The 24,404-nt window shown below is 66.7% G+C and carries 24 protein-coding genes; 4 read left to right on the plus strand and 20 right to left on the minus strand.

Annotation, left to right across the window (positions count from 1 at the left end; all coding sequences use genetic code 11):
• Positions 1–25: 25 nt before the first annotated feature.
• The 5 genes from Pla123a_RS07420 to Pla123a_RS07440 form a co-directional block, all read right to left on the minus strand.
• Complete coding sequence (locus Pla123a_RS07420; protein WP_146585446.1) at positions 26–250, minus strand: hypothetical protein; 225 nt, start codon at positions 248–250, stop codon at positions 26–28.
• Positions 251–253: 3 nt separating this feature from the next.
• Positions 254–814, minus strand: a complete 561-nt coding sequence (locus Pla123a_RS07425; RefSeq protein WP_146585448.1) for a hypothetical protein — start codon at positions 812–814, stop codon at positions 254–256.
• Positions 815–939: 125 nt separating this feature from the next.
• Positions 940–1,212: a WXG100 family type VII secretion target gene (locus tag Pla123a_RS07430; protein WP_146585450.1), complete on the minus strand. Its 273-nt coding sequence runs from the start codon at positions 1,210–1,212 to the stop codon at positions 940–942.
• 145 nt (positions 1,213–1,357) lie between these two features.
• Positions 1,358–4,693: an aminotransferase class I/II-fold pyridoxal phosphate-dependent enzyme gene (locus Pla123a_RS07435; protein ID WP_197527776.1), complete on the minus strand. Its 3,336-nt coding sequence runs from the start codon at positions 4,691–4,693 to the stop codon at positions 1,358–1,360.
• Between the two features lie 226 nt (positions 4,694–4,919).
• Positions 4,920–6,509 (minus strand): BBP7 family outer membrane beta-barrel protein, encoded by a 1,590-nt coding sequence (locus tag Pla123a_RS07440; RefSeq protein WP_146585454.1) that lies wholly within the window; start codon positions 6,507–6,509, stop codon positions 4,920–4,922.
• 666 nt (positions 6,510–7,175) lie between these two features.
• Between Pla123a_RS07440 and Pla123a_RS07445 the strand changes: the two genes are divergently transcribed.
• Positions 7,176–8,135 (plus strand): hypothetical protein, encoded by a 960-nt coding sequence (locus tag Pla123a_RS07445; protein WP_146585456.1) that lies wholly within the window; start codon positions 7,176–7,178, stop codon positions 8,133–8,135.
• Positions 8,136–8,265: 130 nt separating this feature from the next.
• A complete protein-coding gene (locus Pla123a_RS07450; RefSeq protein ID WP_146585458.1) occupies positions 8,266–8,766 on the plus strand; it encodes a hypothetical protein in 501 nt (166 codons plus the stop codon).
• A 21-nt stretch (positions 8,767–8,787) separates the two neighbouring features.
• Here Pla123a_RS07450 and Pla123a_RS07455 read toward each other — a convergent pair whose 3' ends face one another.
• From Pla123a_RS07455 to surE, 3 genes are all read right to left on the minus strand, one after another.
• Positions 8,788–9,420 (minus strand): hypothetical protein, encoded by a 633-nt coding sequence (locus tag Pla123a_RS07455; RefSeq protein WP_146585459.1) that lies wholly within the window; start codon positions 9,418–9,420, stop codon positions 8,788–8,790.
• A gap of 342 nt (positions 9,421–9,762) precedes the next feature.
• Complete coding sequence (locus Pla123a_RS07460; protein WP_146585461.1) at positions 9,763–10,278, minus strand: hypothetical protein; 516 nt, start codon at positions 10,276–10,278, stop codon at positions 9,763–9,765.
• 89 nt (positions 10,279–10,367) lie between these two features.
• Positions 10,368–11,186: a 5'/3'-nucleotidase SurE gene (gene surE / locus Pla123a_RS07465; protein WP_146585463.1), complete on the minus strand. Its 819-nt coding sequence runs from the start codon at positions 11,184–11,186 to the stop codon at positions 10,368–10,370.
• A 653-nt stretch (positions 11,187–11,839) separates the two neighbouring features.
• On the opposite strand from surE, the gene guaA reads away from it, so the two are divergent.
• Positions 11,840–13,405 (plus strand): glutamine-hydrolyzing GMP synthase, encoded by a 1,566-nt coding sequence (gene guaA, locus Pla123a_RS07470; RefSeq protein WP_146585465.1) that lies wholly within the window; start codon positions 11,840–11,842, stop codon positions 13,403–13,405.
• Positions 13,406–13,594: 189 nt separating this feature from the next.
• Here guaA and Pla123a_RS07475 read toward each other — a convergent pair whose 3' ends face one another.
• The 11 genes from Pla123a_RS07475 to cysS form a co-directional block, all read right to left on the minus strand.
• Positions 13,595–14,158, minus strand: coding sequence for an REP-associated tyrosine transposase (locus Pla123a_RS07475; RefSeq protein ID WP_146585467.1), 564 nt, complete (start codon positions 14,156–14,158; stop codon positions 13,595–13,597).
• A 250-nt stretch (positions 14,159–14,408) separates the two neighbouring features.
• The gene (locus Pla123a_RS07480) at positions 14,409–16,862 is read right to left on the minus strand and encodes a sulfatase-like hydrolase/transferase (protein WP_197527777.1); all 2,454 of its coding nucleotides are present in this window, start codon (positions 16,860–16,862) and stop codon (positions 14,409–14,411) included.
• 81 nt (positions 16,863–16,943) lie between these two features.
• The gene (locus tag Pla123a_RS07485; protein ID WP_197527778.1) at positions 16,944–17,732 is read right to left on the minus strand and encodes a PEP-CTERM sorting domain-containing protein; all 789 of its coding nucleotides are present in this window, start codon (positions 17,730–17,732) and stop codon (positions 16,944–16,946) included.
• Between the two features lie 346 nt (positions 17,733–18,078).
• Positions 18,079–18,759, minus strand: a complete 681-nt coding sequence (locus Pla123a_RS07490; RefSeq protein WP_146585471.1) for a hypothetical protein — start codon at positions 18,757–18,759, stop codon at positions 18,079–18,081.
• Positions 18,760–19,037: 278 nt separating this feature from the next.
• The gene (locus tag Pla123a_RS07495) at positions 19,038–19,238 is read right to left on the minus strand and encodes a hypothetical protein (protein WP_146585473.1); all 201 of its coding nucleotides are present in this window, start codon (positions 19,236–19,238) and stop codon (positions 19,038–19,040) included.
• A gap of 166 nt (positions 19,239–19,404) precedes the next feature.
• On the minus strand, positions 19,405–19,710 hold the full coding sequence (locus Pla123a_RS07500) for a hypothetical protein (protein WP_146585475.1): 306 nt from the start codon (positions 19,708–19,710) through the stop codon (positions 19,405–19,407).
• Between the two features lie 58 nt (positions 19,711–19,768).
• Positions 19,769–20,392 carry a Holliday junction branch migration protein RuvA gene (gene ruvA, locus Pla123a_RS07505; protein ID WP_146585477.1) on the minus strand — a complete coding sequence of 208 codons (624 nt, stop codon included), beginning with the start codon at positions 20,390–20,392 and terminating at the stop codon, positions 19,769–19,771.
• 209 nt (positions 20,393–20,601) lie between these two features.
• Entirely contained in the window at positions 20,602–21,099 is a 498-nt protein-coding gene (gene ruvC / locus Pla123a_RS07510; protein ID WP_146585478.1) for a crossover junction endodeoxyribonuclease RuvC, read from the minus strand.
• Between the two features lie 7 nt (positions 21,100–21,106).
• On the minus strand, positions 21,107–21,319 hold the full coding sequence (locus Pla123a_RS07515; protein WP_146585480.1) for a type II toxin-antitoxin system HicA family toxin: 213 nt from the start codon (positions 21,317–21,319) through the stop codon (positions 21,107–21,109).
• Positions 21,320–21,321: 2 nt separating this feature from the next.
• Positions 21,322–21,519, minus strand: a complete 198-nt coding sequence (locus tag Pla123a_RS07520; RefSeq protein WP_146585482.1) for a type II toxin-antitoxin system HicB family antitoxin — start codon at positions 21,517–21,519, stop codon at positions 21,322–21,324.
• A gap of 64 nt (positions 21,520–21,583) precedes the next feature.
• The gene (cysS, locus tag Pla123a_RS07525) at positions 21,584–23,269 is read right to left on the minus strand and encodes a cysteine--tRNA ligase (protein ID WP_146585484.1); all 1,686 of its coding nucleotides are present in this window, start codon (positions 23,267–23,269) and stop codon (positions 21,584–21,586) included.
• Positions 23,270–23,426: 157 nt separating this feature from the next.
• On the opposite strand from cysS, the gene Pla123a_RS07530 reads away from it, so the two are divergent.
• Positions 23,427–23,759 carry a hypothetical protein gene (locus Pla123a_RS07530; protein WP_146585486.1) on the plus strand — a complete coding sequence of 111 codons (333 nt, stop codon included), beginning with the start codon at positions 23,427–23,429 and terminating at the stop codon, positions 23,757–23,759.
• A 140-nt stretch (positions 23,760–23,899) separates the two neighbouring features.
• Here Pla123a_RS07530 and ispF read toward each other — a convergent pair whose 3' ends face one another.
• A complete protein-coding gene (gene ispF / locus Pla123a_RS07535) occupies positions 23,900–24,385 on the minus strand; it encodes a 2-C-methyl-D-erythritol 2,4-cyclodiphosphate synthase (RefSeq protein WP_146585488.1) in 486 nt (161 codons plus the stop codon).
• Positions 24,386–24,404: the final 19 nt, after the last annotated feature.

Consider the following 24,404-nt stretch of genomic DNA (forward strand, 5'->3'; position numbering starts at 1 on the left):
CTCATGATAACCGCCCGGCCGCCGGTCAGCTCTCAAGATCCCGCCGAGCCGAGTCCAGCAGCACCTGCATCCGCCCCGCCGCGTCCAGCGTATTCTTCACAATCGGCAGAATCGGCTCGAGCCGCTCCCGGTAGAACGCCTCGCTGACCGAGTCGTTCCAGTGGTCGCCCGAGTCTTCCCACACCCGCATCAGCTCCTCCATCGCGTGGCGGATGCGGGCGGCGCCGGAGTGCAGGTCGGTGGGCTTCATGGGTTACTCGTCCGGCGACGGCTCGATTGTTGCATCGGTCTGGTCAATACTCTCGACCGATTGTCCGCTGACTGCGCCACTCGTGGTGCTCGAAATATACTCGTCGATCGCCACCACCAGCCGCTCGAGCACCGCCAGGGCGGCCGGGCCGTCGGCCTCTAGCACCGTGCCCAGGCCCGCCACGCGGCCGTGGTACTCGTGCATCTCGTGGGCGACCTCGCGGTTCCAGTGCTTCACCCGCTCCTGCTTCTCCTGGCAGTGCCGCAGGTGCTGCTGGGCGCGGTGCAGGGCCGCCTTCTGCTCGGTGCAGCTCGGGCGGTGGCTCTCACTGGCCTGAAATGTGAGGCACCGCTGCAATTCGTCCTTCGCCTCGCCGACCTTGTCGTACGCCCGGCGGACCCGCTCTTTCCAGTACGCCGGCCGGTCGTGCTCGAGCCACTCGATCGTGCGGCGGATCTCGGAGTTGAGTTCGTCGAGCCCGTCGGCCGACTGCTTGCAGAACGCCGCGAACGCCGTCTTGACGGCCAAGATGGCGTCGGTCGATTTAACGTTGGCGGGGGGCATAGGAGTGCAGAGGAGTTGGCGGCGGTCAGATCACATTCATGAAGCGTCGTGGCTCCGCCGCGGAGAGCACCAACGGTTCTCCGAACAACGAGTTTGCCAGCTCATAGAGCCAGGGATTCATTGCGCTACCGCTGCTGCAGGTATTCCTCGATCCGCTCTGCCTTGCGCATCAGGAACGGCGCGTGCTCGTTGGTGATCTCCACGTAGCGGGCGATCGCCTTCATCTGATCCTCGAACTCCTCGGTGAACTTCTTGTGCTCCTGGTCGCGCCAGCTGGCCGACAGCGAGTGGAGCTGGGCGGCGAGGCTCGTCATCCGCTCTTCCAGCTCGGTGTTGAACTTCTTCAGGTTGTTGGCGAACCGGCGCAGCTCGGCCGGGTCGACGATTGCCTGGGCCATGGGACGAGACCTCGTGTGGGAGAGATGCGGATCTACCCTCTAGTGTAGCGCACGATCGCACGCGGAGCAAAGAAGCAGCGTGCGAAGGGCATGCCGGCGCCGTCCCTGCTTCCGCCGTGGGCTGCTGGGAGAACGCGTCCCGCCCCTACCCCGACTTGCGGTGGAGCTGCTTCCAGTGCTTGGCCAGCGAGTCGACGGTCTTGTGGATCTGCTCGTCGGTGTGGCTGCTGGTGATGAAGAACCGCAGCCGCGCGGCCGACTCCTCGACCGCCGGGTACATGATCGGCTGCACGTTGATCCCGTCGGCGAACAGACGCTGGCTGAGCTCGAGCGACTGCAGCGAGTTGCCGATAATCACCGGCACAATCGGGGTGCCCGCGCTCATGCCGGTGTTCAGGCCCGCCTTCTTGGCGAGCTTGAGGAACAGCTCGGAATTGTGACGCAGCCGATCGACCCGCTCGGGCTTCTCCTTGACCAGCTTCAGCGAGGCGAGCGCCGACGCCGCGTTGGCCGGCGACAACCCGACGCTGAACACGAAGCCGGGCGCGGTGTACTTGAGGTACTCGATAATCTCGCGGCACGCGGCGATGTAGCCGCCGCAGCTCCCCAGCGACTTGCTCATCGTGCCCATCCAGAGGTCGACCTCGCGGGGATCGACGCCGAAGTGCTCGCTCATGCCGCGGCCGGTGGGGCCCATCGTGCCGAGCGAGTGCGCCTCGTCGACCATCAGGTAGGCCTTGTGCTCCTTCTTGAGCCGGACGAACTCCGGCAGCGGGCTGAAGTCGCCGTCCATGCTGTAGACGCCCTCGACCACGATCAGCACCTGTCGGTACTCGCCGCGGTAACGCTTGAGCAGCTCCTCGCAGGCGCCGGCGTCGTTGTGGGCGAAGGCCCTGCGGGTGGCGCCCGACAGCTTGCAGCCCTGCACGATGCTGTTGTGCGAGAGCGCATCGTGCAGGATCAGGTCGCCGGGGCCGTACATGTGGCCGATGACCGACTCGTTAGTCGCGTGCCCGCCCACCATCACGATCGCGTCCTCGACGCCGAGGAAGCCGGCGATCGCCTGCTCCAGCTCGCGGTGCAGCGGCTTCTCGCCCGACACCAGCCGGCTGGCGCTGACGCTGGTGCCGTAGCGGTCGACCGAATCACGGGTCGCCTCCTGCACATCGGGCTCGCCCGACATCGCCAGGTAGTTGTAGCTGCACCAGTTGATGTACTCCTTGCCGCCGATCACGGTGCGGTCGTTGGTGACCCCCTCGTGCTGCGTGAAGTACGGGTTGGTCAGGCCGGCCGACTCGGCCAGCTTGAGGCTCGACCGGAGTTTCAGGTACTCGGGCGACTGCGAGAACTGGTAGTCGCCCGGCAGCACCTCGCGCTCGGCGGGTCCGCCCTCGGAGAGCAGGTGCTCCTCGACCGCCCGCACGACGTCGCGGCAGGTGTTCATGCCGATGATCGCTTCTTCGCTGAAGCGGCCGCCGAACTCGTCCTCCAGCCCGGCGACAATCTCCATCCGCTCGAGCGAGTCGAGACCCATCGCGGTGATCTCGGTCTCGAGGGTCGCTGCGGAGGCTCGTTCCTTGGCCACCTCGCGGACGATCTTCATCGTACGCTCGATGGTCGAGCCAGAGGGCTTGCGTTCCTCCTGGACCGCCGGCGCGGCGGCCGGCTGCTGGGCCTCGGCCTTGCGGCGTTCGATGCGGTCGGACCCCCGCTTGCGGTGGACGCTGAGCCCGTCGCCCAGGCTCCACTCCGCCACCACGTTTAGCTTGCCGGCGAGGTACTGGTCGCGGCAGGCGTGGCGTTGGATCTTGCCGCTGGAAGTCTTGGGGATCGTGTTGGGGCGGAGGAACACAATCGCCGCCGGCGCGACGTCGTGGATCGCCGTGACATGGTGCCGCACGGCGTCGAGGATCTCCTCGAACGGCAGGTCCCGCTGGCGGCCCATCTCCTGCAGCACCACCAGCTTTTCCTCGCCGTCTTCGCCGATGGTGACCGCCGCGCCGGACGACTTCGGGAGCGAGGGGTGCGAGTCCTCGACCGTCAGCTCGATGTCTTGCGGGTAGTGGTTGGCTCCGCGGATGATAATCAGGTCCTTCAGCCGCCCCGTAACGAACAGCTCACCCTCGTCGACAAAGCCAAGGTCGCCGGTCCGCAGGTACGGGCCGTCCCCCTCGGTGGTGCGGGCGGCGAAGGTCTCCTGGGAGAGCGCCTCACGCTTCCAGTAGCCCTGGGCGACGCTCTCGCCCTTAACCCAGATCTCGCCGACGCGGCGGTCGGGGCAGGGGACGAGCGACTCGGGGTCGACGATCGCGACCTCGTGGCTCAGGTAAGACTCGCCCGATCCGACCACGTCAAGCGCCTCGGCGGCGCCCGCGGTCGCCGGCTTGGCCTGGCCCGCCTTCAGGGCCTCGATGTCGTAGCTCTTGACGGTCGGCGGTTGCCACTTGGTCTTGCCCGCGACCATTAGCGTCGCCTCGGCCAGACCGTAGCAGGGGTAGAAGGACTCAAAGCGGAAGCCGCACTCGGCGAAGGCGTCGGCGAAGCGGCGCATAGTGGACGCGCGGACCGGCTCGGCGCCATTGAACGCGACCTCCCACTGCGTCAGGTCGAGGCCCCGCTTTTCTTCGTCGGTGATGCGGTCGAGGCACAGCTCGTAGGCGAAGTTCGGCCCGCCGCTGATCATGGCGCCCGTGTCCGATAGGGTCCGCAGCCAGCGGATCGGTTTCTGCAGGAAGTGCGTCGGCGTCATCAAGGTGTTGTGCCGCCCAAAGTAGATCGGCTGGATGATGCCGCCGATCAGGCCCATGTCGTGGTACAGCGGCAGCCACGTCATGCCTTCGCCGGCGCGGGACATGCTGAATCCCTCGCAGATCACCTTGGTGTTGTGCAGCAGGTTGCCGTGGCTCAGCATCACGCCCTTGGGGGTGCCGGTCGAGCCAGAGGTGTACTGCAGAAAGGCCAGCGTGGAGGGGTCGACCTGTGGGTCCTCCCAAGCGTCTGCCTGGTCGAGGGCGAGCTCGTCGGTGCACTGCCAGGGGATGGCCCGCAGGTCGGCCTCGTCCTGGATCATCGGCTCGACGCGGTCGAACACGCCGTGGGTGGTGAGCGCAACGCCGGGCGTCGCGTCCGCGACGATCGATTTGATGCGCAGCAGGTTGCGGTTGCGGCGCGGCGGGTAGGCCGGCACCGCCGTCACCCCCGCGTACAGGCACCCGAAGAACGCGGCAATGAACTCCAGCCCCGACGGGTACAGCAGCAGGGCCCGCTCGCCGGCCATGCCACGCGACTGCAGGTGAGCGGCGATCGCCCGCGCCCGCTCGTCGAGTTGCCCGTAGGTGAGGTGCTGGCGATCGAAGTCGCCGTCGACGAGGTAGCTGAAGGCGCGCTGGTACGGGTGGCTTTCGGTCCGCTCGCGGAGCAGGCCGACCAGGTCGGCCGACTCGCAAACAGACTGGAATCGAGGGTGTTCGGTCTTCGACAAGGCGAAAAGTCTCCTCCCGCGGCCATTGGTTTGCCGGGGTGGCAAAGGGGGGGGCTGGCGGGCATTCATCCTGCGTTTGGCGTGAATCCCCCATTAGACTCGATGGACTGGGGGTTATCTACGGCCTCTCGGGCCTGTGCGGGCGTCCGTCGGTGAATAAAAAAAGCGGGCCGGGGCCTGGGCCCCCGCCCGCTTTGCTGGTCGCCGCTGAGCACGCCGCCGGGTCCTAGTGGACGAACTCGGCGCCGAAGGTCAGGCCGCTGATAAAGATGTTCTGCTCGCCGGTTTGCCCAATGCCAAAGTCGGGAGCGTTGTACTGGACCAGCTGAGCCGCCCGCGAAATGTTGTCCACGTAGGTCGCGTTGAAGCCGCCCTTGAGGGCCAGCGACCGCGTCAGCTGGTACTTGACCTCCGCCCGCATCTCGATGAACGGGGTGAAGTCGTCCGAACGCTTTCCGTACCGTGAGTAGGTAGGCTGGAGGTACAGCAGGTTGTTGAGGCCGCCGGGCATGGCGTCGTCGCCGAAGCCGTTGGTCTGGTCGATGTTCTGGATGTTGTAGCCGAACATGAACCGCGTATCGATCGACGTGTTCCACTTGCCGACCTGGCGGGCGGCCTTGACGCGGACCTGAGGACCGACAATCGAGTTCTCCGACTGCGTGATCGTGAACACCCGTCCGGCGATGTCCGTCAGGCCATCGAAACGGAAGTCGTCGTTCATACGGAAGTACCGCACGCCGTAGCCAAAGCTGAACTGCGAGTTCTGGTGCTTGGCCTTCATGTGACGGTTGTTGAGCGTGTGGGTCTTCATCAGCTCGATGCCGTCGGTTTCCGTGTGGTTGCGGACCTGGAGCGTGTTGAACCGGAAATTGAACTCGTGCAGGTCGCCGAAGTCTCGTGCGATTGCGACCACCAGGAACTCGCCCGGGTTGGCGGGGTCCGGGGCGAGCAAGAACAGAAAGTTCCCGCCGTTGCCGTTAATGTCGTCCGCAATGTTGTCGTAGAGGATCAGGGTGCCGTCAGGTCCCACGACCGTTATCAACCCGCCGTCGAGCGTGTCGTCGGCGTTGAGGTCCCCGACGATGTCGTCAAAGTAGTCGCGGTAGCCCAGCATGAAACCTTCAGGGGTATTGAAGTTGACATGCACGCTGCCGAAGCCGTTGAGCGTGGGGGCCAGCAGGATTTCTAGCGGGTTGGGGTTCTGGCTCTGCCCAGGAGGGGGGGGGCCAAAACCAGTAATGTTGGTCCCCTCGTTGAAGTCGATGACGCCGTCGCCGTCGATGTCGATTCCGTCGTTGCCCAGGTCGAGCGGGACGAACCCATACACCTCAGAGGTCGTGTAGCTGGGCCCATCAAGGACGCCGACCGTGTAGGCGATCTGATCCTTGAAGTAGCCGAACTCGTAGCGATCACCCCACCCGAAACCAGCGTAGGGAGGGGCGTCCTGGATCCCGTTGATGATCGTGTAGGGCTGAGGCTGGAGCCCCGGCGGCAGCTGGTTCAGGATGGGGGCCGAGTCGTCCTGGGGCTGGCGGGGGTAGATTTCCTCCGCGAGGTCCGTGACGCCCGGCGCGCCGATGGTGGTGCGGTCTCCGGTGAAAGCCCAGTAGAGCTTGTCGTAGCCGAAGATGTAGCCGCAGCTGCGGTCGACCGGCATGCAGTCCAGGTCGAGGTCGACTGGCTCGAAGTACCGCAGGTCTGAGGCACCCTCGCAGAACGGACCGCAATGGTCCTCGTACTGCGCGAGGCTGGCCGCCCAGGGCGACGCCAGCAATGCCGTGGCTGTAAGAAGTGTTCTGATTCGGATGGGGAACATCGGCTTCCTCTGGCGCTCTATGTTCGCGGAACCGGGGCGCAACCTATCGCGCCGCCGGCAGACCAGTTCTCTCTGTGCCGGTAGTATCGGGTGCGCCGGACGTGCCAGTTGAGTAACTCTGGTAAACCCTAACGAAAATCCGGGTCGTTCCAGCTAGCACTGCTGGCCGCCGATCCGCCGAGAGAACGCGAGCGACTGCTCTTCCGCCTGCAATCACCCCGGCGGGCGAAGCGAGCCAGGCAGAACGTTCAGAAGACGAGAGGCTCCGCAATTGATGGGCGCGGGCGTCTCGATAAGCGGGCATAAAAAAAGCCCCCGCAGGTGGGGCAGAGACCTGCGGGAGCCGGGCGTCGAGCGTTGAGCTATCGACAATACGAATGTTAAAGAAAGGGGAAGGCGTCTGCAAGTTTCTATCCCAGAAAATCTGCCTTTTCCTACAAATAGCAGTCAAACGGGGCAAAAAAGGCCTCCCTCGCCTGACTTTGAATGCGCGGTGCCGCAATTCCCGTGACTGCGGATGACCGATCGGGGACGCACGCAGCTCACCCTGTGCCAGCATTGCCGCGGGCCGGTCTGGGGCGTAGGTTTCTGTTGTCGAGCTAAACTGCCAATCGCACGCCATTTGCGCCCCGAGCCCCAGGTTCTCCCTTGATCCTCCGCCCTGCGTTGACGACCGCTGTTGTGCTCTCTCGGGCGGCCGTGGCGATCGTGGTCGCCCTCGCCGCGCAGGCCGACGCTCAGCCACTGCCCGCCGACCCGCCGGTGGCGCCGGCCCCGCAGCCCGCGACCGCTGGCGACGGGCACGACGCCGCGGAGCCCGCCCCAGCAATCGGCGAGAAGTGGGTCCGCCTGCAACGCGACGCCGACGGCCAACCGGTCGCCCTGCAGACCGCCATCGTCCGCTACACCGGCCGCTGGCACGGCGACCCGGTCGAGGTCGACCTGATCGGCGCCGTGCACGTGGGCGACCCGGCCTACTACCAGGACCTCAACCGCCGCTTCACCAAGTACGACGCCCTGCTGTTTGAGCTGGTCGCCCCGCAGGGGACCGTCATCCCGAAGGGGACCCGCGCCGACACCCGCCACCCGCTCGGCGCCATGCAGGGCGGCATGAAGACCATCCTCGAGCTCGAGCACCAGCTCGAGCAGGTCGACTACACCCGCGCCAACTTTGTGCACGCGGATATGTCCCCCGAGGAGTTCTTCGAGACCATGCAGGACCGCGACGAGGGCGTGCTGCAGATGTTCATGCGGATGATGGGCCAGTCGATCGCAGCGCAGAGCGAGCAGCAGGCCGAGGGTCAGTCCGCCGACGCCGAGATCCTGATGGCGTTGTTTGCCAAGGACCGCGCCCGGCGGCTGAAGATCGTCATGGCCAAGCAGTTCCATCAGATGGAGGGCCTGCTTAGCTCGTTCGGCGGTGAGGAGGGCTCGACCATCATCACCGAACGCAACAAGAAGGCGTTGGCCGTCTTGAAGGACCAGCTCGACATGCACCGCCGCAGGGTCGGTGTGTTCTACGGCGCCGGCCACCTGGCCGACATGCACGAGCGGATCGTTGGCGAGTTCGGCCTGCAGCCCGAGGGCGTCACCTGGCTCACCGCCTGGGACCTCAAGAAGCAGTAGTGGTGGGGGCGCAGTGGTGGTGGGACGTCGTGCAATAGCCACGCACCCCCTGGCCGAAACGTATTGAGGTGTTGGTCGCCGTGGTGGCCTCCGGCGCCTGCTCTTCTCTCTCATCAACCGTGGGTTCGCCGTGGACTACTTCGTTGAGAACACCGCGCCCATCTGGGTGCTGGGGGCCCTGCTGCTGACGATGACCGGCATCGCCTACGTGCACACCCGCCGGTTCGAGGCCCTGCTGGCGATGGTCGCCGCGGTCGCGTTGACCGCCGTCGGCCTGATTGCCGAGCAGTTGATCGTTACCCCGCGTGAGGAGGTCCAGGCGACCCTCGCCGAGCTGCTCGAGCGGGTCGAAGCCAACGACCTGCAGGGCGTGCTCACGATGGTCGCCCCGACGGCAGACGACCTCTCCTCCGACGCGCAGGCGCTGATGCCGCTGTTCGACGTGCACAAGGCGCGGGCGACCGGCGAGGTCGAGGTCCAAATCAACAACGACGTCAACCCGCCCGAGGCGGTCGCCACGTTCCGCTTCTTTGCCGATGTCTCGCTGTACTTCAATCGCGACGGCGACCGCTGGGTCATCAATGCCTACTCGACCACCAAGGACTGGCGCCGCGACGCGGCCCGGCTGTAGTGCCGCCGCGTTAGCCTCAACCTAGTTGCCGCCCCGCGGGCTGTGGTCGTACTCCCGCAGGTGGTCATGGAACGTCGGCCGGTTCGGGTTCTCTGGGAAGCCGGGCCGGTAGATCGGCGGCCCGTACGCGGGCGGCCCGTAGACCGGCGGGTAGTACCCCGTGGGGCCGCCGTAGCCGCCCCCATATCCGGGGTAGCCGTAGCCAGGGTAGCCGCCCCCGTAGCCAGGACCATACCCGCCGCCGTAGGGCGCCGGCTGGGCCCGATAGTAGCTGCCGGTCAGGTAGGACTGCCGCCAGGCGTCGTGGAAGCGTTCCCATTGGGCGTCGAGCCCGCCGCGGTCGTTGCCGTAGCTCTGCACCTCGTAGGTCGTGTCGACCGAGCCGTTGCCGCCCCGCAGCGTGGTGTGGCTGCGGTGGTACCGGCTGGTGACCAGCCGCGGGTCGTCCAGCGGCTCGACCGGGTCGTGCCGCTGGTACTGGGCCACCCGGGCGCCGGTGTGGGGGTCGTGCGTGTAGGTGCTCGGCTGGAAGACCCAGCTAGAGGCCCCCGCCGCCGCGGTCGCAAGGACCGACGCGTGGACCGTAGCCATCGCCAGCGTCGTCAGGCAGGCCGACCAGGTTTTGGCCCAGTCGGAGGCAGTGAGGAGAATCATAGGAGCACGTCGGGGGAAGAGCAGACTAGCGTCGAGCCTCCGGCTCGTCTCCTGGGGAGAGGGTAGGGAGATTCCGTTCGGTGTGGTCTCGGGGAGCAGGTGTCGGGAGTCAAAAACGGGGACCGGCTCGAGGCAAGTGGCGGGCGGGAAGCTTAGCTGACGCGTGGTTGCTTCGTGCCTGTCCCCTTTTTTGACGTGCCCCTTGGTCGCGTGTTGCGTGTGTGGTCCGCTCGAAAAGGGGACAGGCACGCGACCGCAGTTACGCTTCGCCCGCGATCGCTGTGTGTTGTGCGATCGCGAGCCAGTCCCCATTTCCAGCTCGTTGCTAACCTTCTAGCGTAATCACTCAAACGTCGGTTTGCCTTCGGGATCCACCGGGCTTTCCTCGACCGGCGTCGGCGACGCGTCCGGTTTCGGCCGCTTGAGTACCTCGTGGGTTTCGGCGTCGTACCAGACCTCGTACGGCTCCTTGAGCTTCGGGATCGACATGTTCCAGCTCTTAATAAGCTCCAAGAACTCCTCGTGGCTCTTTGGGTAGCCCTGGGCCTCGCCGTGGATCTTCAGGTTGTACTTAATCTCCATGTCCATTTCCTTGATGTTCTTTGCCATCAAGGCCGACTGCGAAATGATGCGGCCGCCCGACACGTCTTCCTTCTTCTCGACCCGCCAGTAGTCCTCGCGGGTGATCGGCGTCGGGCCCTCGGCCAGCTTGGCCTCCCAGGCGGCCTGCTCGTCGGCGGCCGCCTGCTGCTTGTCCTGCTGGACACGCTTCACGTCAACGGGCTCGCCGCAGCCAGACATCCAGAGCAGGGTAAACGCGGCCGCCGCCAGGGCGGTCATGCGGACAACGCGATCCATTTTGGGCCTCGGTTCTTGATCGTTGGGTTGGTGATCGTTAATGGGGGGCCTCATAAGGTGCTCGGTCACAGGTGACTGTCGTGTGTCGGTTAGTCGCCGCTCAGGTCGAACTCCCACCCACGCATCTTCTCGAGCTGGTCGTGCTCAGTGCGGTCGTAGCTCAGGGGGGTTAGCGTCAGGCAGCCGTTGCGGATGCCGGCCAGGTCGGAGTCCTCTGTCGGGCCTGGGACCGGCAGCGAGCCGGTGGCCCAGTAGTAGTGGCGGTTCTTGGGGTCGAGCCGGGCCTCGAACTCCGCGGCCCAGGGGTACGTGTTCATGCCAGTGAATCGCAACTCGGGCGCCGGAGCCCCCCCAGACGCTGAATTCCCCGGAGAATCGAGCGTTGCCGTGGTCGGGATGTTGAGGTTGTACAACAGGTGGTCGGCCCACGCGTTGCGTTCGTGCATCACGCGGATCACCCGCGTCGCCAGCCTAGCGGCGGGGTGGAAGCGGGCGTGCTCGTCGTACTCCAGGCTCACCGCGAGCGACGGCACGCCGTTCATCGCGGCCTCGGTGGCGGCGGCCACCGTGCCCGAGTACAGCACGTTCACCCCCACGTTCAGCCCGCCGTTGATGCCGCTCACCACCAGGTCGGGGGTCCACGGGCAGAGCTTGCCGATCGCCAGCTTCACGCAATCGGCCGGGCTCCCCTCGACCCCCCAGCCGAGCCGCGCGTCGCCCTCCGGGCCATACGAGTACACCTCCTTGGCCATCAGCGGCGTCAGGAACGTGATGCTGTGCCCGACCCCTGATTGCTCGATTGCCGGCGCCACGACGCAGACCTCGTCGCCCTGCTGTTCGAGGGCGGCCCGCATGGCGGCCATCCCGGGGGCGTAGATGCCGTCGTCGTTGGTCAGCAGGATCTTCATGGCGGGCTCGGCGTGGTGCTTCCGTTCGCGGTGATTCCGTTCAAAGGCGCATGATAACGCGCGCCGGCGGCCGGCGACACGATCCCACCATCCACGCGCGTAAAGTCCGATTATCTCAACGGAGGGGACAAAACCCCAGCCGCGATTCCCCCGCGCACCGCGTAACCCGTTGCCTGGCAGGAGTTACGCGCGGGGGCTCGTGTTCCGCAGTGGGGGTTTTGTCCGCCGATACTTCCAACCAACGCCGCCGTGCCGAGTTGCTCGTAGCCCCCGGCTCCGCCGGGCGATTGCCCCGGAGCAACGCCGACCACAGGTTCCATCCCCCGGCAGAGCGGGGGCTACGAGCTGTCCGGGGGGGTATCGCCCCCGCCCACAACACAACGCTGTACAGCGCACGCGACCACAACCCCACGGCTTCCGCCGAGGGCTGCTGGGTCGATCGAACGGCATGCGCCGACCCCTCGATTGGACCGCGCTGGGTGGCCCATTCCCACCGAAAACCCCGTAGAAACAGCTCATTTCGACCCACCCACAAGCCTGCTACAATACCGGGCTTTCCCTCAGGCGAACGACCCCCTCAAACGCAGGGCCTTCTTAACCGAAGCGATAGCCTCGGGCGCCCCGTGCAATCCTGCGAGGAACCGACGACCGCAATGACCGACACTCCCCTATCTGGTGTGGCAGAAGAGCGCGTGCTGGTGCTCGACTTCGGCAGCCAGTACGCCCAGCTCATCGCCCGCCGCGTCCGCGAGGCGCACGTCTACTGCGAGATCGTCCGCCACAACATCACGGCCGAGCGGATCAAGGAACTGGCGCCGGTCGGCATCATCCTGTCCGGCGGCCCGAGCAGCGTCTACGCCGAGAACGCCCCGCAGTGTGACCCGGAGCTGTTCAACCTCGGCATCCCGGTGCTGGGGATCTGCTACGGCATGCAGCTCGCCTGCCAGGCGCTCGGCGGCAAGGTGCACAACGCCGCCAGCCGCGAGTACGGCCGCGCCCACTGCGAGGTGACCGACCCCAGCGACATCTTCGATGGCGTCAAAACCCAGACCGAGGTCTGGATGAGCCACGGCGACCAGGTCGAGGCGATCGCCGACGACTGGGAGCCGTTGGCCAAGACCGCCACCTGCCCGTTCGCCGCCGTGCGGCACAAGAAGGCGCCGGTCTACGGCCTGCAGTTCCACCCCGAGGTGACCCACACGGTCGAGGGCAAGCTGGTGCTGGCCAACTTCCTGCAGAAGGTCTGCAAGACGTCCGGCCTGTGGCGGCTGGCCGACTTTGCCGAGGAGACCATCAAGCAGGTCCGCGAGCGGATCGGCACCGACCGCGTTATCTGCGGCCTGTCGGGCGGCGTCGACTCGGCCGTGGTCGCCGCGCTGTTGGCCCGCGCGATCGGCAAGCAGCTCTCCTGCATCCTGGTCGACAACGGCCTCTTGCGTAAGGACGAAGAGCGGGCGATCGTCGACGAGTTCACCAACCACTTCAAGGCCGACCTGCACGTGGTGAAGGCCGAGGACCAGTTCCTCGAGCAGCTCGCCGGCGTGGTCGACCCGCAGGAGAAGCGTCGCCGCATCGGCAAGACCTTCATCGACTGCTTCAAGCGCGAAGCCGACAAGATCGAGGACGCCAAGTACCTCGCCCAGGGCACGCTGTACCCCGACGTGATCGAGTCCGGGGCCGCGGCCGACGGCCCCGCCGACACGATCAAGCTGCACCACAACGTCGGCGGCCTGCCGGCCGAGCTCGGCTTCGAGCTGGTCGAGCCGCTCCGCGACCTGTTCAAGGACGAGGTCCGTAAACTCGGCCTGCAGCTTGATCTGCCCGAGGAGATTGTCTGGCGGCACCCGTTCCCCGGCCCCGGCCTGGCGGTCCGCTGCCTGGGCGAGGTGACCCGTGAGAAGCTGGACGTGCTGCGCGAGGCCGACGCGATTGTCGTCGGCGAGATCAAGGCCGCCGGCCTGTACCGCGCGACCAGCCAGGCGTTCGCCGTCTTGCTGCCGGTGCAGAGCGTCGGCGTGATGGGCGACAGCCGCACCTACGACAACACGGTGGCGGTCCGCTGCGTCAACACCGACGACTTCATGACCGCCGACTGGAGCCACCTGCCGCACGACCTGCTGGCTAGGATCAGCACCCGCATCATCAACGAGGTGAAGGGCGTCAACCGCGTGGTCTACGACATCAGCAGCAAGCCGCCGGCGACGATCGAGTGGGAGTAGCGAAAGGCGAAAGCGGAAAGGGGAAAGGCGGGTAGCCGGCGAGCTACGCCTCGGCGGACGACATGAATCATCAGTCGGGTGCCGGGGGCGCTCCCGCAGGGAAGCCCCCGACGATGTCCCGGCCGCTGTCTGCAGCCAGTCGGGGGCTTCCGCTACCGCGGAGCGCCCCCGGCACCTATCGATTGGCGGCTAGGCAAGCCATTCGGGTGGAATGTGGTCAGGCTTCAGACGGTTCGGTTCCTCACCCTGATACCAACCAGCACTTGACCACTTCCAATCACTTGCCTTCTCAACCAGTCCGCGGCGAACGGGATTCAGGTGCGTGTACTCGATCATCTTCTGCAAGGTAGACGGCTCGGTGATATTGCGGTCGTAGCCGCCGCCGCGGAGCCAGAAGTGGGTCTCCACGCGGCCGCCTCGTTGCTTCTGCAAACGCGGGATCCACTCCGGCGCGTTCTCACGCAGAAATGCCAACGCCTTGCGTGACATCGGCTGCTTGACCGATTCGAGAAAGTCGGAGGTCGAGTATTGGGCCTCGCGGGGATTCACCACGAGGTGCACGTGCTCAGGCATGAACACGTACGCCCAGAGATCGAACCGGAGTTCAGTTCTGGCTTGCTCGATCGCGTCGGCGAGCCACTCGCACGTCCGCGGCTTCGACAGCATCGGGAGACGCTGGTAGCACGAGAAGGTCAGCTCGTGGGCGTGGCCCGGCGTGTTGATTGAATTGCGATGAGGACCGTAGTGCCGCATCGCTGGAGTCTAGTTGGAAGAGTGAGCCATTTCCAACGTATGAAACATCTTAGGGGGTGCCGGGGGCGCTCCCGCAGGGAAGCCCCCGACGCGGTACCACCCGCTGCTTGCAGGCAGTCGGGGGCTTCCGCTATCGCGGAGCGCCCCCGGCACACCCCAACTTGGTTCTCGGGTAACGTCCATAAAAAAACGGGCGCCGGGATCTCTCCCGGCGCCCGTGATTCGAGCTTTAAAGACGTTCGTCTGACGACTACCGACGGCGGCGGCTGCAGATGAGCAGCAGGCCGACGGCCGCGGCGGCGGCACTGGTCGGTTCGGGGACGGCGGCGAAGCGGGCGGCGACCTCTTCCGGCGTGAGGGCCGTGTTGAGGAACGAGAACCTCGCGAGGTCGCCCTCGAAGCCGGCGGTGCCGAACGGGGCGAGGCCGGGGCCGTTGATGCCGCCCAGCACGGTGGCGACCATGCCGATGCCGGCGTTGCCCGGGCCGTCCCAGTCGACGTTGCCGCCGCCGATGACGTCGTGCGATTGCGAGGCCAACACGCCGTTGACGTACAGGCTGGCGATCTGCCCGCCGGCGTCGGTCTCGTCGACCACGGCCACCAGGTGCACGAACTCATCGAACACGTCGGCGTCGGCCAGGCTGGCGGTGGTCACCAGCGCCTTGCCGGCGCCGTTGTCCGCCAGGCGCAGCCGCACCTCGGGGTTGGCGTCGCCGCCGCCGAGGGTGATCGACAGGCCGCGGGCGCCGCCGCCGCTCTCCAGCAGCACTTGGCCGTTGTCGAGGTCGGACGAGCGGAACCAGAACTCGAAGCTGGCCGAGTCGTCGGTGTCAGGCGTGATGGTCAGCGAGCTGGCGTTGGGGCTGTCCTCCGACACGTGGAAGAAGCTCCGCAGCAGGCCGCCGCCGCACGAGAAGCGGTAGGCGTGCGAGCCGAGGCCCTGGGCGTCGATCTCGACCAGCTCGACCGACCCGCGGTTGGTCTCGATCAGCATCTGCTCACGCGGGCGGTTGTCGACGTCGGTCACCGAGCGCCAGGCCGGGCCCTCGAAGCCGGTGTTGCGCGAGTTGTCGCTGGCGTTCCAGCGGATGTCGACCGGCGCGGCGATCTCGTACGGTAGCGACGCGTCGGAAGTCTGCACCCAGGCGTCGAAGCGGGTCTGCATCGAGGCCAGCTGGCCCGCGTAGGCCGGGTTGTTGGCCAGGTTGCGGGCGTCGGCCGGGTCGATGGTTTCCCAGGTGTCGTTGGGGCCGCTGATGGTGCGGTTGAGGTCGAACAGGTAGTCGGTCGAGGCGCCGCCGACGCCGTAGATCCGCACGAACTTGAACGAGCCGTCCCCCTCAACCATCGACGACATCGGCGTCGTGTCGCGGACGTAGTGGGGGAAGTGGATGAAGATCTCGCCGTTGGCGCCCGAGCCCCGCACCAGCGAGGCCTCGCCGCTGGCCAGCTCGCCGCCGTTGTGCAGCACCGAGCTGAAGTCGGCGCTGTCGGCGTACTTGGGGAGCGGCGCGGTGGAGCCGGCCAGCGAGGTGACCGTGGCGTACAGGTCGGTCGAGACCACCGGCACGGCGCTCACCGTGTTGGCCGCGACGCCGGGGCCGCGGACGATCATCGGCACGCGTACGCCGCCCTCCCAGGAGGTGGCCTTCTCGTCGTACAGCGGCAGGTTGTTGGTGTTCTGCAGCAGCGCGCCGTTGTCGGACGTGTAGATCACGTAGGTCGTGTCCTTGAGCATCATGCCCGGGTTGCGCGGGTCGGGCGTGTTGGCGAGGTAGTCCAAGATCTGCCCGACGCCCGTGTCGAGGTCCTCGGTCATGCCGGCGTACTTGACGCGGTCGGTCGAGTTCCCGCCGGGGTGCACCACGCCGGGGTTGGTGGCGAGCTTGTCCTGGTACTTGGCCTGCGAGTCGGGCAGGGTGACCGGCGCGTCGTGCACGGCGTAGTGCGACACCTGCAGGTAGAACGGCGCGTTGTCGCCGCTCGCGCCGGCGTGGGCGTCCATGAAGTCGATGGCGCGGCTGCTGAGCGAGAAGATCTCCTTCGGGTCGCGCGCGGAGTTGACCGGGTTGTTGGCCCGGGCGCCGTCGTGCACGTCGTAGCCGAAGTCGCTGGGGTCGCCCGCCCGGTAGGGGACCGCCCCGCCGGCGACCGACGGCTTGACGGCCGGGGTGGTCTGGTGCCACTTGCCGAGGTGGGCCGTGACGTAGCTGGCGTCGGCGGCCTTGATGCGTTGGGCGATCGACTGCACCTCGGCGACCGGGAGCCGCGGCACGGTGAGCGGCTCCATCAGGTCCGTGCCGGACGGCGCCGAGTTGTTGTACAGGTCGTCGCGGCCGACGATGTCGGTCAGGTTGATCGACGCCGGGTTGAGGCCCAGCTGGATCGAGGCCCGCGTCGGCGAGCAGTTGGGCGCCGCGGCGTACGCCTGGCGGAACCGCATGCCCTGCGTGGCGAGGGCGGCCAGGTTGGGGGTCTCGTAGAAGTCGCTGCCCGAGTTTGGCCCGACCACGTTCGGGTCCATCGGCGTCGACAGGCCGTTCCAGCCCTGGTCGTCGGACAGGATCACGACGAAGTTCGGCTTGATCTGGCCGCGGGCGGCGGGCGCCGCCAGGCCAATCGTCAGCAGCGGCAGCGCCAACGCAGGGAACGCCAGGAGCGGCGTCCCCCACAGTCGCAATGGATGGGTCTTCATTAGGTGCATCAGAGGAATGGGGTTGGGTTGGGGAGACGCCGGGGCCGCCGGTTGAGTCGGCCCCGGCGCGTTGAGGTCCATGCGACGCGGCTACTTGCGGCGGCGCACCGCGGCGGCCAGGCCCAGGCCGGCCAGCGCGAGGGCCGTCGAGGCGGGCTCCGGCACGCCGGCCAGCGACACGTTGTCCACGGCGATCTGATCGCCCGACGCGCCGCGGTCGGAGGCCGTGAAGCGGACCGCGACCTGCTCGTACCCGGCGCCGAGGTCGACGCTGAACGCGGCGCTCTGCCACGTGCCGCCGCTGACGGCCGCGTCGGTCGTGGCGGTGAACGCGGTGGTGTTCAAGAGCTCGGTGACCTCCAGCAGGTCGTACGTGTCCTGCGGGGCGGCATCGCCCGAGGTGTTGGGCACGGCCAGGTCGAACGCGCCGGTCCACGCCGCGGTGTTGATGCCGAACACCTCGGCCCGCAGCGAGAGGTCGCTGTCACCGCCGACGTCGTTCAGCAGGTAGTCGAACGCCAGGGTCTGCACGCCGGTGCTGCCGCTCGCACCGGTGGCGACCTGGATTAGGCCGCGGGTGTCGGCCGTGCCGGTGTTCTGTGTGTTGTAGGCCGCGACGCTCTCGACCGAGCCGGAGGGGCCGACCATGTCGGTCGCTCGGTACCACAGCCGGCCGGCGCTGCCGGCGTCGGGCGTGTTGGGCGGGTCGAAGATGTTGTTGGCGTACCAGGCGCCAACCTCGGTGTTGTCGGCGTCGCCGGTCCCGTTGCTCGGGTCGACGTCAAAGCCGGGGTCGGTCAGCAGCGCGGCGTGGGCCGAGACGCCCACCGCGCACAGCGCCGCGGCGGCGAGAGAAGAGTAGAAAAACCGGGTGCTCATGAGGTCTCCTCACAGAATAGAGAGATGGACGGGCGGGGGGCGTTCGAGGCTCCAGGCCCGCGGGCCGCATGCGATCTCATCGGCGCGAAAAGGCAGACACAACGGCACGCCGCTCGTCAGAGAGCGGGGCGAAGTCGAGTGTCGACGCGCCCAGGCTTTGGTTGCCTACTGTGTAGGTCGACCTGGGCCTGCGGGCGGGCTGGATGAGACTCGGTACTGCCTGTGCAAAGACGCAGGCACGCCGCCAGGGAAGGCGCGGCTACGCGGGGTCAACGAGACTAGTTCCTCTGACTCGTTAATGCCGCTTGGAGGGCGTATCTGAGCGCCAATCTTGGCGGGAGGCGGGTTATTTCTCGAAGCGAGATTTCCGCGGGGGCAAGCAGCCGGCGAGCGATGCGTCGCCCGAGTTCGGCCGGCGCCGCCGGCAGGGCAGGAGCCCCGCAGCAAGGAAGGTCGACAGCACGCAGGCCGATGGGCTGGGGACCTGGGTGAACGAGGTGACACGGAACGCCACCTTAAGGTCGACGGCGTTGGTGGGGGAACGCAGCAAGAGGTAGGAGCTTTCTCCCTCGAGCGACGGGCCGAGCTCCGTGGGGATCTGTGAGTAGTCGAGCGTTCCACGCGGCCGCACGATGTCGATCAGGAAGTCGAACGGCGCCAGCGACAGCTCGTTGGTTAGTGCGACGTTCGGCCCCATCGCCGTGATCAGGGAGCCCGGCGGCGGATTGGGCAGCAGGACAAGGTGGTCCCTGCGGTCGAGGCCACTCCCCAACTGCAGCCGCATGGGCCCGTCGTGGTCGAGCGAGAACACGCCGATCTCGGCGCCAATGCGGGCCACGCCGAAGGGCGCCGAGCTGCTCGCGGTGGTGAACTCACCAACGATCGGCGTCCCCAACGGGACGAACGAAGAGAGCTCCCCGGCGTCGGTCACCTCGCCGGTGAACTCATACCGCGCGGCCGACGCCTGCTCGGCAAGGCCCAGGCCCGCGAGCAGGAGGACTGCCGTGAGTGATAGTCGTCGTGGCATGCTGCGTGGGGGGACATCGAGAACGTCGGCGACGCATTGGGGGGGCCGCCGGAGTCCAGACTACTCGGCCGCGACAGAGGGTGCAAACGGCAATAGCCGGCGAGCAATGCCTCGGCGGAGAATCCGCGCCGGTTGCCGGGGTTTCGTTGGCGTCGCCGTTCACACGCCAACGTCAATCACCGCGGCCGGCGGACCGCGGTCGATAATCTCCTGCACGCGTTGCCCGAGCATCCGCGGCGCCATCAACACCAGCCCCGGAGGGGCGGCAGCGGGCCGACTCAGTCTCTGGCTAGCAGGTCTCCCAGCTCGATCTCCATTTCTCGCCAGATCGGCTCGTAGAACGTGCGGGTGTACGAGGCGGCGTCTTCGTTCCCGCTGCTTATCAACCACTCGAGGTAGGCGCCACGTTCGGATCGCCAGAAGTACGCATGCCTTCGCTCGTTCGACTCGCCAGTGAGCGAAGGAGCGTTGTGCAGCATTTCTGCGGTGGCAAGAGCCCACCGATCTTCGCCACTCGCCACGAGGTCTCTAAGCTTGACGAGCCCATGGTGTAGCAGGCGGACGTAAAGATGATCCAGAACTGACATCAAGATCTCACTTCATCTAGTTTGGCGACGTGCTGAGGCGTTCAAGGCGTCGGCCCGCTCAGAGCTCCTCAAGTTCGTAGTCCAGCGCCTTGGCGACTCTTTCGACGAGCGGCGCGGCGGCGTCTTCGTGCTCCCCGGAGACAAAGCCGAAGAAAAGGGGTTGGTCCGGCTCGAACTGTGACAAGAGATAGGCCAGCCCGTGGTCCTGCGAATCCGCGATCGTGAGGTAGCAGCGCTGGTTCCCATTGGCGTCAGCCCCAACCGCCGCCCCGCGTGTTTCCGCGTTTACAAAGCCGAATACCTGCTCGAGCCTCGAGACGACTTCGTCAAGGCTGAGGTAGTCGTTGTATGCGTGTTCGAGCATAAATGCCATGTTGCTCCCCGGGCTGACGTCCGGGGCTCGTGGGGCTTGCCTGCTCGGCCTAGCCGTTGCGCTGCTCATACACCGCGTGCAGCAGGGCCTCGACGTCCTTGTACTTCTTCTTGCGGCTGACGGCCTCGTCGAGCAGCCGCTTGGCGTCGGGTTCGCTGTGGCCGAGGGTGCGGAGGATCTCGAACACCTCGGCGACCAGGTCCTGCTCGATGTCGCCGCCGGCGGGCAGGTCGCGGCCCACCAAGAGAGCGAACTTGGCCGCTTTGCGGCGCAGCTTGGCCACCACCCGTTCGGCGGTCGCCGGGCCGATCCCGGGCAGCGTGCTGAGGCCTTTGACGTCCTGCTCCTCGATCTCGCCGGCCAGCTCGGCGACCGGCCGCACCATCGCGCGGAGCGCCTTCTTCACGCCGACGCCGTCGACCTGGCAGAACATCTCGAAGAACTCGCGCTCGACCGGGTTCAGGAAGCCGATCATCCGCGGCGTCATTCGGCCCTGCATCGGGTTCCCCTCGAGGTACTCGATGGTGTGCAGCTCGACCTCCTGGCCCACCTTCCCCTGCAGGCTCCGCCGGGCGAACTCGGGGACTAGCACCTGCCGCTCGTAGGGCCCAATGGCCAGCGTGCAGAAGTCGGGCGAGAGGGAAACAACGCGGCCGGTGACTTTGGTGATCATGGGTGGTGGGGCTGTTGGCCGGATCGGGAGTCGAAAAACGGGGACTGGCTCGAGGCGAAGGGTTCTGCAGCGCCACGGACCAGCGAAGTGCGTCGTGCCTGTCTCCCTTTTTTCGACGGACCACGCACGCGCCGCTTGAAGAGGGGGCATTCACCTGCCGTGCGGCCAAGAGCCAGCCCCCATTTCAAGCTCCTGGAATCTACTCAATCCTACGGAAGGCCGATAGCCGAGGGCCGACAGCCCAGGTACCAGTGCGTCATCGCGATCGCCAACGCGTCGGCGACGTCGGGCGGGTCGGGGGCGGCGGTCAGGCGGAGCTCGGCCTGCACGGCCTGCTGCATCTGGGACTTGGGGGCGCGGCCGTTGCCGGTCAGGGTTTTCTTGATCTGGGTCGCCGCGTAGTGGTGCACCTTAACGCCCGCCTGCACGCCGGCCAGCACAATCACGCCGCGGGCGTGGCCCATCAGGATGGCGGTCTTGGGCCGCTCGTAGTGGGAGTAGAGTTCCTCGAGCGCGAGCGCGTCGGGCTTGAGGGCCTCGACCACCTCGGCGACGCCGGCGTGGATCTCACCGACGCGGTGCGCGAGCGACCTGCCCGATGTGCCCCGCACGACGCCGGCCTCCACGAGCGTGAGCGTGCGGCCCTCGGCGTCGATGACGCCGTAACCGGTGGTGTTGAGTCCGGGGTCGATGCCGAGGATACGCATGGGAGTGTTAGAGCAGCTTCCTGAATTCGTCGACCGTCAGCCCAGCATCCCGCACGATGGCCCCCATCGTGATGGCGTTGATTGGATTGTGGCGGGGGATGGTCAAGATCCGTTCGCCGTTGGTCATCACGGTGTGTTTGCCCTCGCGAGCGACTACGAAGTCCGCCTTCTCAAGAGCGCGGATGGCGTTCTTGTGATTGACTCCTGGTACTTTGGGCACGCCTAGGCCTCGACTTCGACTTCGCGGACGTCTTTGTCAATCCAGAGTTCCTTTTGCACCTCGAGGTACTCGCGAATTGCGTCTTGGACGTTGGCGATCGCTTCCTCTTCAGTCACCCCCTGCGAGTGGCATCCAGGAAGCCCGAGCACAGAAGCGGCGTAGCCTTCATCGGACGGTTCGAGCGAGATCTTGTATCGCATGGACGGCCTTTCAACTTTCCGGGGTACGCTGCATCCGCGATTCGGAGAATCACGCCACTCAAGGTTACCCCGCGGTCCACTCGGTGCCGCCGGCGCGGTCCTCGAGGGTCACGCCGGCGGCATTGAGCTGGTCACGCACGGCGTCGCCGGTGGCGAAGTCCTTATTCTTGCGGGCGGTGGCTCGCAGGTCGATCAGCATCTGCATGACGCCATCCATAGCCGCGTCGCCGCCGCCGGACCACTCGGTGCCGCCGGCGCGGTCCTCCAGCACGATGCCGGTGGGCGCCAGGCCGTCGCGGATGGCGTCGGCCACGGCGAAGTTCTTCGCCTTGCGGCTTTCGGCCCGGAGGTCGATCACGACCTGCATCACCTTGCCGAGCAGCTCGTCGGTTTCTCCCCCGGCCGAGGCCGGAGGGGCTTGGAAGATGCCGAGGATGGCGCTCAGCTCCTTGACGGCGGTGAGCGTGGCGGTGAACTCGGCGACCGCGTCGGCGTCGGCGTCGGACTCCTCGAGCTTCTTCTCCTCGCAGAGCTTGTTGGCGATCTTGGCGAGCTCGAACAGCTCGCCGATCGCGCCGCCGGTGTTGAAGTCGTCGTCCATGGCGGCGAGGAACTTGTCGCGGGCCTTGGCGGCGGGGTCGCTCAGACAGGGGATCGCGGCGTCGGTCGGAAGCTTCAGGTCGTAGAAGTCCTTGCCGGTGACGCGGGTGTAGCGCTTGAACAGGCGGTAGAACTGCTCGAGGCCGATGGCGGCCTCCTCGATGGCGGGCTCGCTGAACAGCACGGTGCTGCGGTAGTGGGTGCGGAGCAGGAAGAAGCGGATCCGCTCGCCCCCCTGCTTCTTGATCAGGTCGGCCAGGCCGCCGGCGCCCTTGCTGCGGCTCATCTTGCCGCCGGCGTCGGCGTCGGGCTCACCGCGGTCGGACTTGCCGCCGATCTTGCCGGCGGCCGAGTCCTTCCGCAGCAGGCCGTTGTGGGCCCAGTACTTGACCATCGGCTTGCCGTGGCAGCACTCGCTCTGCGCGACCTCGTTCTCGTGGTGCGGGAACACCAGGTCGAGCCCGCCGCCGTGGATGTCGAAGGTCTCGCCGAGGATCTTCTTGCTCATCGCGCTGCACTCGATGTGCCAGCCCGGCCGGCCATCGCCCCAGGGCGACTCCCAGCTCGGCTCGCCCGGCTTGGCCGACTTCCAGAGCGCGAAGTCGGCGGCCGACTTCTTTCTAGCCGCCTGGCCGCCGCCGTCGCCCTGCATGTCGGCGACCGAGCGGTTGGAGAGCTTGCCGTACTCGCGGTCCTTGCCGACGTCGAAGTAGACGTCGCCCTCGGAGGCGTAGGCGTAGCCCTGCTTCACGAGGTCGGCGACAAAGTCGATGATCTCCTGCATGCACTCGGTGGCGCGGGGGAACTCGCTGATCTGGTCGACCCCCAGCGCGGCCAGGTTGCCCTGGTAGTCCTTGATGTTCTCTTCGGCCACCTCGAGCATCGTGATGCCGCGCTCCTGGGCCTTGTTGATCAGCTTGTCGTCGACGTCGGTGATGTTGACCACCCAGGTGACGTCGTAGCCGCGGTGCTTCAGGTGCCGCGTGATGCAGTCGAAGATCACCGGCCCGACCAGGTGCCCGATGTGCGCCTCGGCGTACACGGTGGGGCCGCACAGGTAGATGCCCACCTTGCCTTCCTTAACAGGCTCGAACGGCTCCTTCTTCTTCGACAGCGTGTTGTAGATCTGCAGGGTAGGGTGCGCGGGCATGGGAGGCGGGGCGTGATTCGGGGTTGAGAGCGGAAAACTGATGTTCGGGGTGCTGGGCGGTTCCGGTAAGTTACTCGGATCGGGGTGATTATGGGAAGGTCGCTTGCCGGCCCCGTCGCCGCCTCGTTCCGCTAGCAACCCACCGCAGGAGACCGCGATGAGCAGCAACCCGTTCGAATCCCCCGTCAGCGACAGCTCTGGCTACCAGGCCCCGGGTCGAGCTTCGATGACGCTCAAGTCGATCGACCCGCTGCAGGCCGGCAAGGTGCTGGGCGCGTTGTACTTGCTGCTGGGTCTGATCGTGGCGCCGTTCCTCGTGTTGGGGGCTCTGCTTAGCGGCGACCCGGCGCAGGCCGGCGTCGGCCTGGGTATGGCCGTGGGCATCCTGTTTATGTACGGCGTAGGTGGCTTCCTTGGCGGGCTGCTGATGGCGTTTCTCTACAACGTCGTGGCGAAGATGTCGGGCGGGATGCGTTTCGAATTCGAGTAGTAGCTTGGCCGAAGGCCATACTCACCGTAGCCTAGGGCATCGCCCTAGGTCGCGTTGGCGCGGGAATTGATTGGCTGAAGGCCAATCTCACCCCGGGGCCAATTGAGGTTGGCCTTCAGCCAACGGACGCCGATCATCGACTATTCGGCCGTTTCGATCAGCGCGACGCATCGCGCATCAATCGACTCCTCACGGCCGACCGGGCCGACCGACTCGCCGGTCTTGGCCTTGATGCCGATCTTGCCGACCGAGACGCCGAGCACGCCGGCGATGGCGTGCCGCATGGCGTCCTTGTAGGGGAAGAGCTTGGGCCGCTGGGCGGCGATGACGCAGTCGAGGTTCACCAGCCGGTAGCCCTCCTGCTGCACGCGGCGGTGGGCCTCGGCCAAGAAGTCCTTCGAGTCGCGGCCGCGGTTCGCCGGATCGGTGTTGGGGAACAGCTCGCCAATGTCGGGCAGCCCCGCGGCGCCCAGCAATGCGTCGGTCACCGCGTGCAGCAGCACGTCGGCGTCGCTGTGCCCGACAGCCTGACGGTCGTGCGGAACGTCGACGCCGCCCAGACGCAGCGGCCCGCCCGGTTCGAGCCGGTGGGTGTCCTCGCCGAGTCCGATTCTGAAATTGCTCATTGGTTAGCCGCGCAGTTTG

This window comes from Posidoniimonas polymericola (genome assembly GCF_007859935.1).
Lineage (GTDB): Bacteria > Planctomycetota > Planctomycetia > Pirellulales > Lacipirellulaceae > Posidoniimonas > Posidoniimonas polymericola.

Excerpts from the sequence above, each read along its gene's own strand:
- Pla123a_RS07420 (WP_146585446.1), bottom strand. The coding sequence starts at position 250 with ATGAAGCCCACCGACCTGCACTCCGGCGCCGCCCGCATCCGCCACGCG.
- Pla123a_RS07425 (WP_146585448.1), bottom strand. The coding sequence starts at position 814 with ATGCCCCCCGCCAACGTTAAATCGACCGACGCCATCTTGGCCGTCAAG.
- Pla123a_RS07430 (WP_146585450.1), bottom strand. The coding sequence starts at position 1,212 with ATGGCCCAGGCAATCGTCGACCCGGCCGAGCTGCGCCGGTTCGCCAAC.
- Pla123a_RS07440 (WP_146585454.1), bottom strand. The coding sequence starts at position 6,509 with ATGTTCCCCATCCGAATCAGAACACTTCTTACAGCCACGGCATTGCTG.
- Pla123a_RS07455 (WP_146585459.1), bottom strand. The coding sequence starts at position 9,420 with ATGATTCTCCTCACTGCCTCCGACTGGGCCAAAACCTGGTCGGCCTGC.
- Pla123a_RS07460 (WP_146585461.1), bottom strand. The coding sequence starts at position 10,278 with ATGGATCGCGTTGTCCGCATGACCGCCCTGGCGGCGGCCGCGTTTACC.
- surE (WP_146585463.1), bottom strand. The coding sequence starts at position 11,186 with ATGAAGATCCTGCTGACCAACGACGACGGCATCTACGCCCCCGGGATG.
- guaA (WP_146585465.1), top strand. The coding sequence starts at position 11,840 with ATGACCGACACTCCCCTATCTGGTGTGGCAGAAGAGCGCGTGCTGGTG.
- Pla123a_RS07475 (WP_146585467.1), bottom strand. The coding sequence starts at position 14,158 with ATGCGGCACTACGGTCCTCATCGCAATTCAATCAACACGCCGGGCCAC.
- Pla123a_RS07480 (WP_197527777.1), bottom strand. The coding sequence starts at position 16,862 with ATGCACCTAATGAAGACCCATCCATTGCGACTGTGGGGGACGCCGCTC.
- Pla123a_RS07485 (WP_197527778.1), bottom strand. The coding sequence starts at position 17,732 with ATGAGCACCCGGTTTTTCTACTCTTCTCTCGCCGCCGCGGCGCTGTGC.
- Pla123a_RS07490 (WP_146585471.1), bottom strand. The coding sequence starts at position 18,759 with ATGCCACGACGACTATCACTCACGGCAGTCCTCCTGCTCGCGGGCCTG.
- Pla123a_RS07495 (WP_146585473.1), bottom strand. The coding sequence starts at position 19,238 with ATGCTGCACAACGCTCCTTCGCTCACTGGCGAGTCGAACGAGCGAAGG.
- Pla123a_RS07500 (WP_146585475.1), bottom strand. The coding sequence starts at position 19,710 with ATGCTCGAACACGCATACAACGACTACCTCAGCCTTGACGAAGTCGTC.
- ruvA (WP_146585477.1), bottom strand. The coding sequence starts at position 20,392 with ATGATCACCAAAGTCACCGGCCGCGTTGTTTCCCTCTCGCCCGACTTC.
- ruvC (WP_146585478.1), bottom strand. The coding sequence starts at position 21,099 with ATGCGTATCCTCGGCATCGACCCCGGACTCAACACCACCGGTTACGGC.
- Pla123a_RS07520 (WP_146585482.1), bottom strand. The coding sequence starts at position 21,519 with ATGCGATACAAGATCTCGCTCGAACCGTCCGATGAAGGCTACGCCGCT.
- cysS (WP_146585484.1), bottom strand. The coding sequence starts at position 23,269 with ATGCCCGCGCACCCTACCCTGCAGATCTACAACACGCTGTCGAAGAAG.
- Pla123a_RS07530 (WP_146585486.1), top strand. The coding sequence starts at position 23,427 with ATGAGCAGCAACCCGTTCGAATCCCCCGTCAGCGACAGCTCTGGCTAC.
- ispF (WP_146585488.1), bottom strand. The coding sequence starts at position 24,385 with ATGAGCAATTTCAGAATCGGACTCGGCGAGGACACCCACCGGCTCGAA.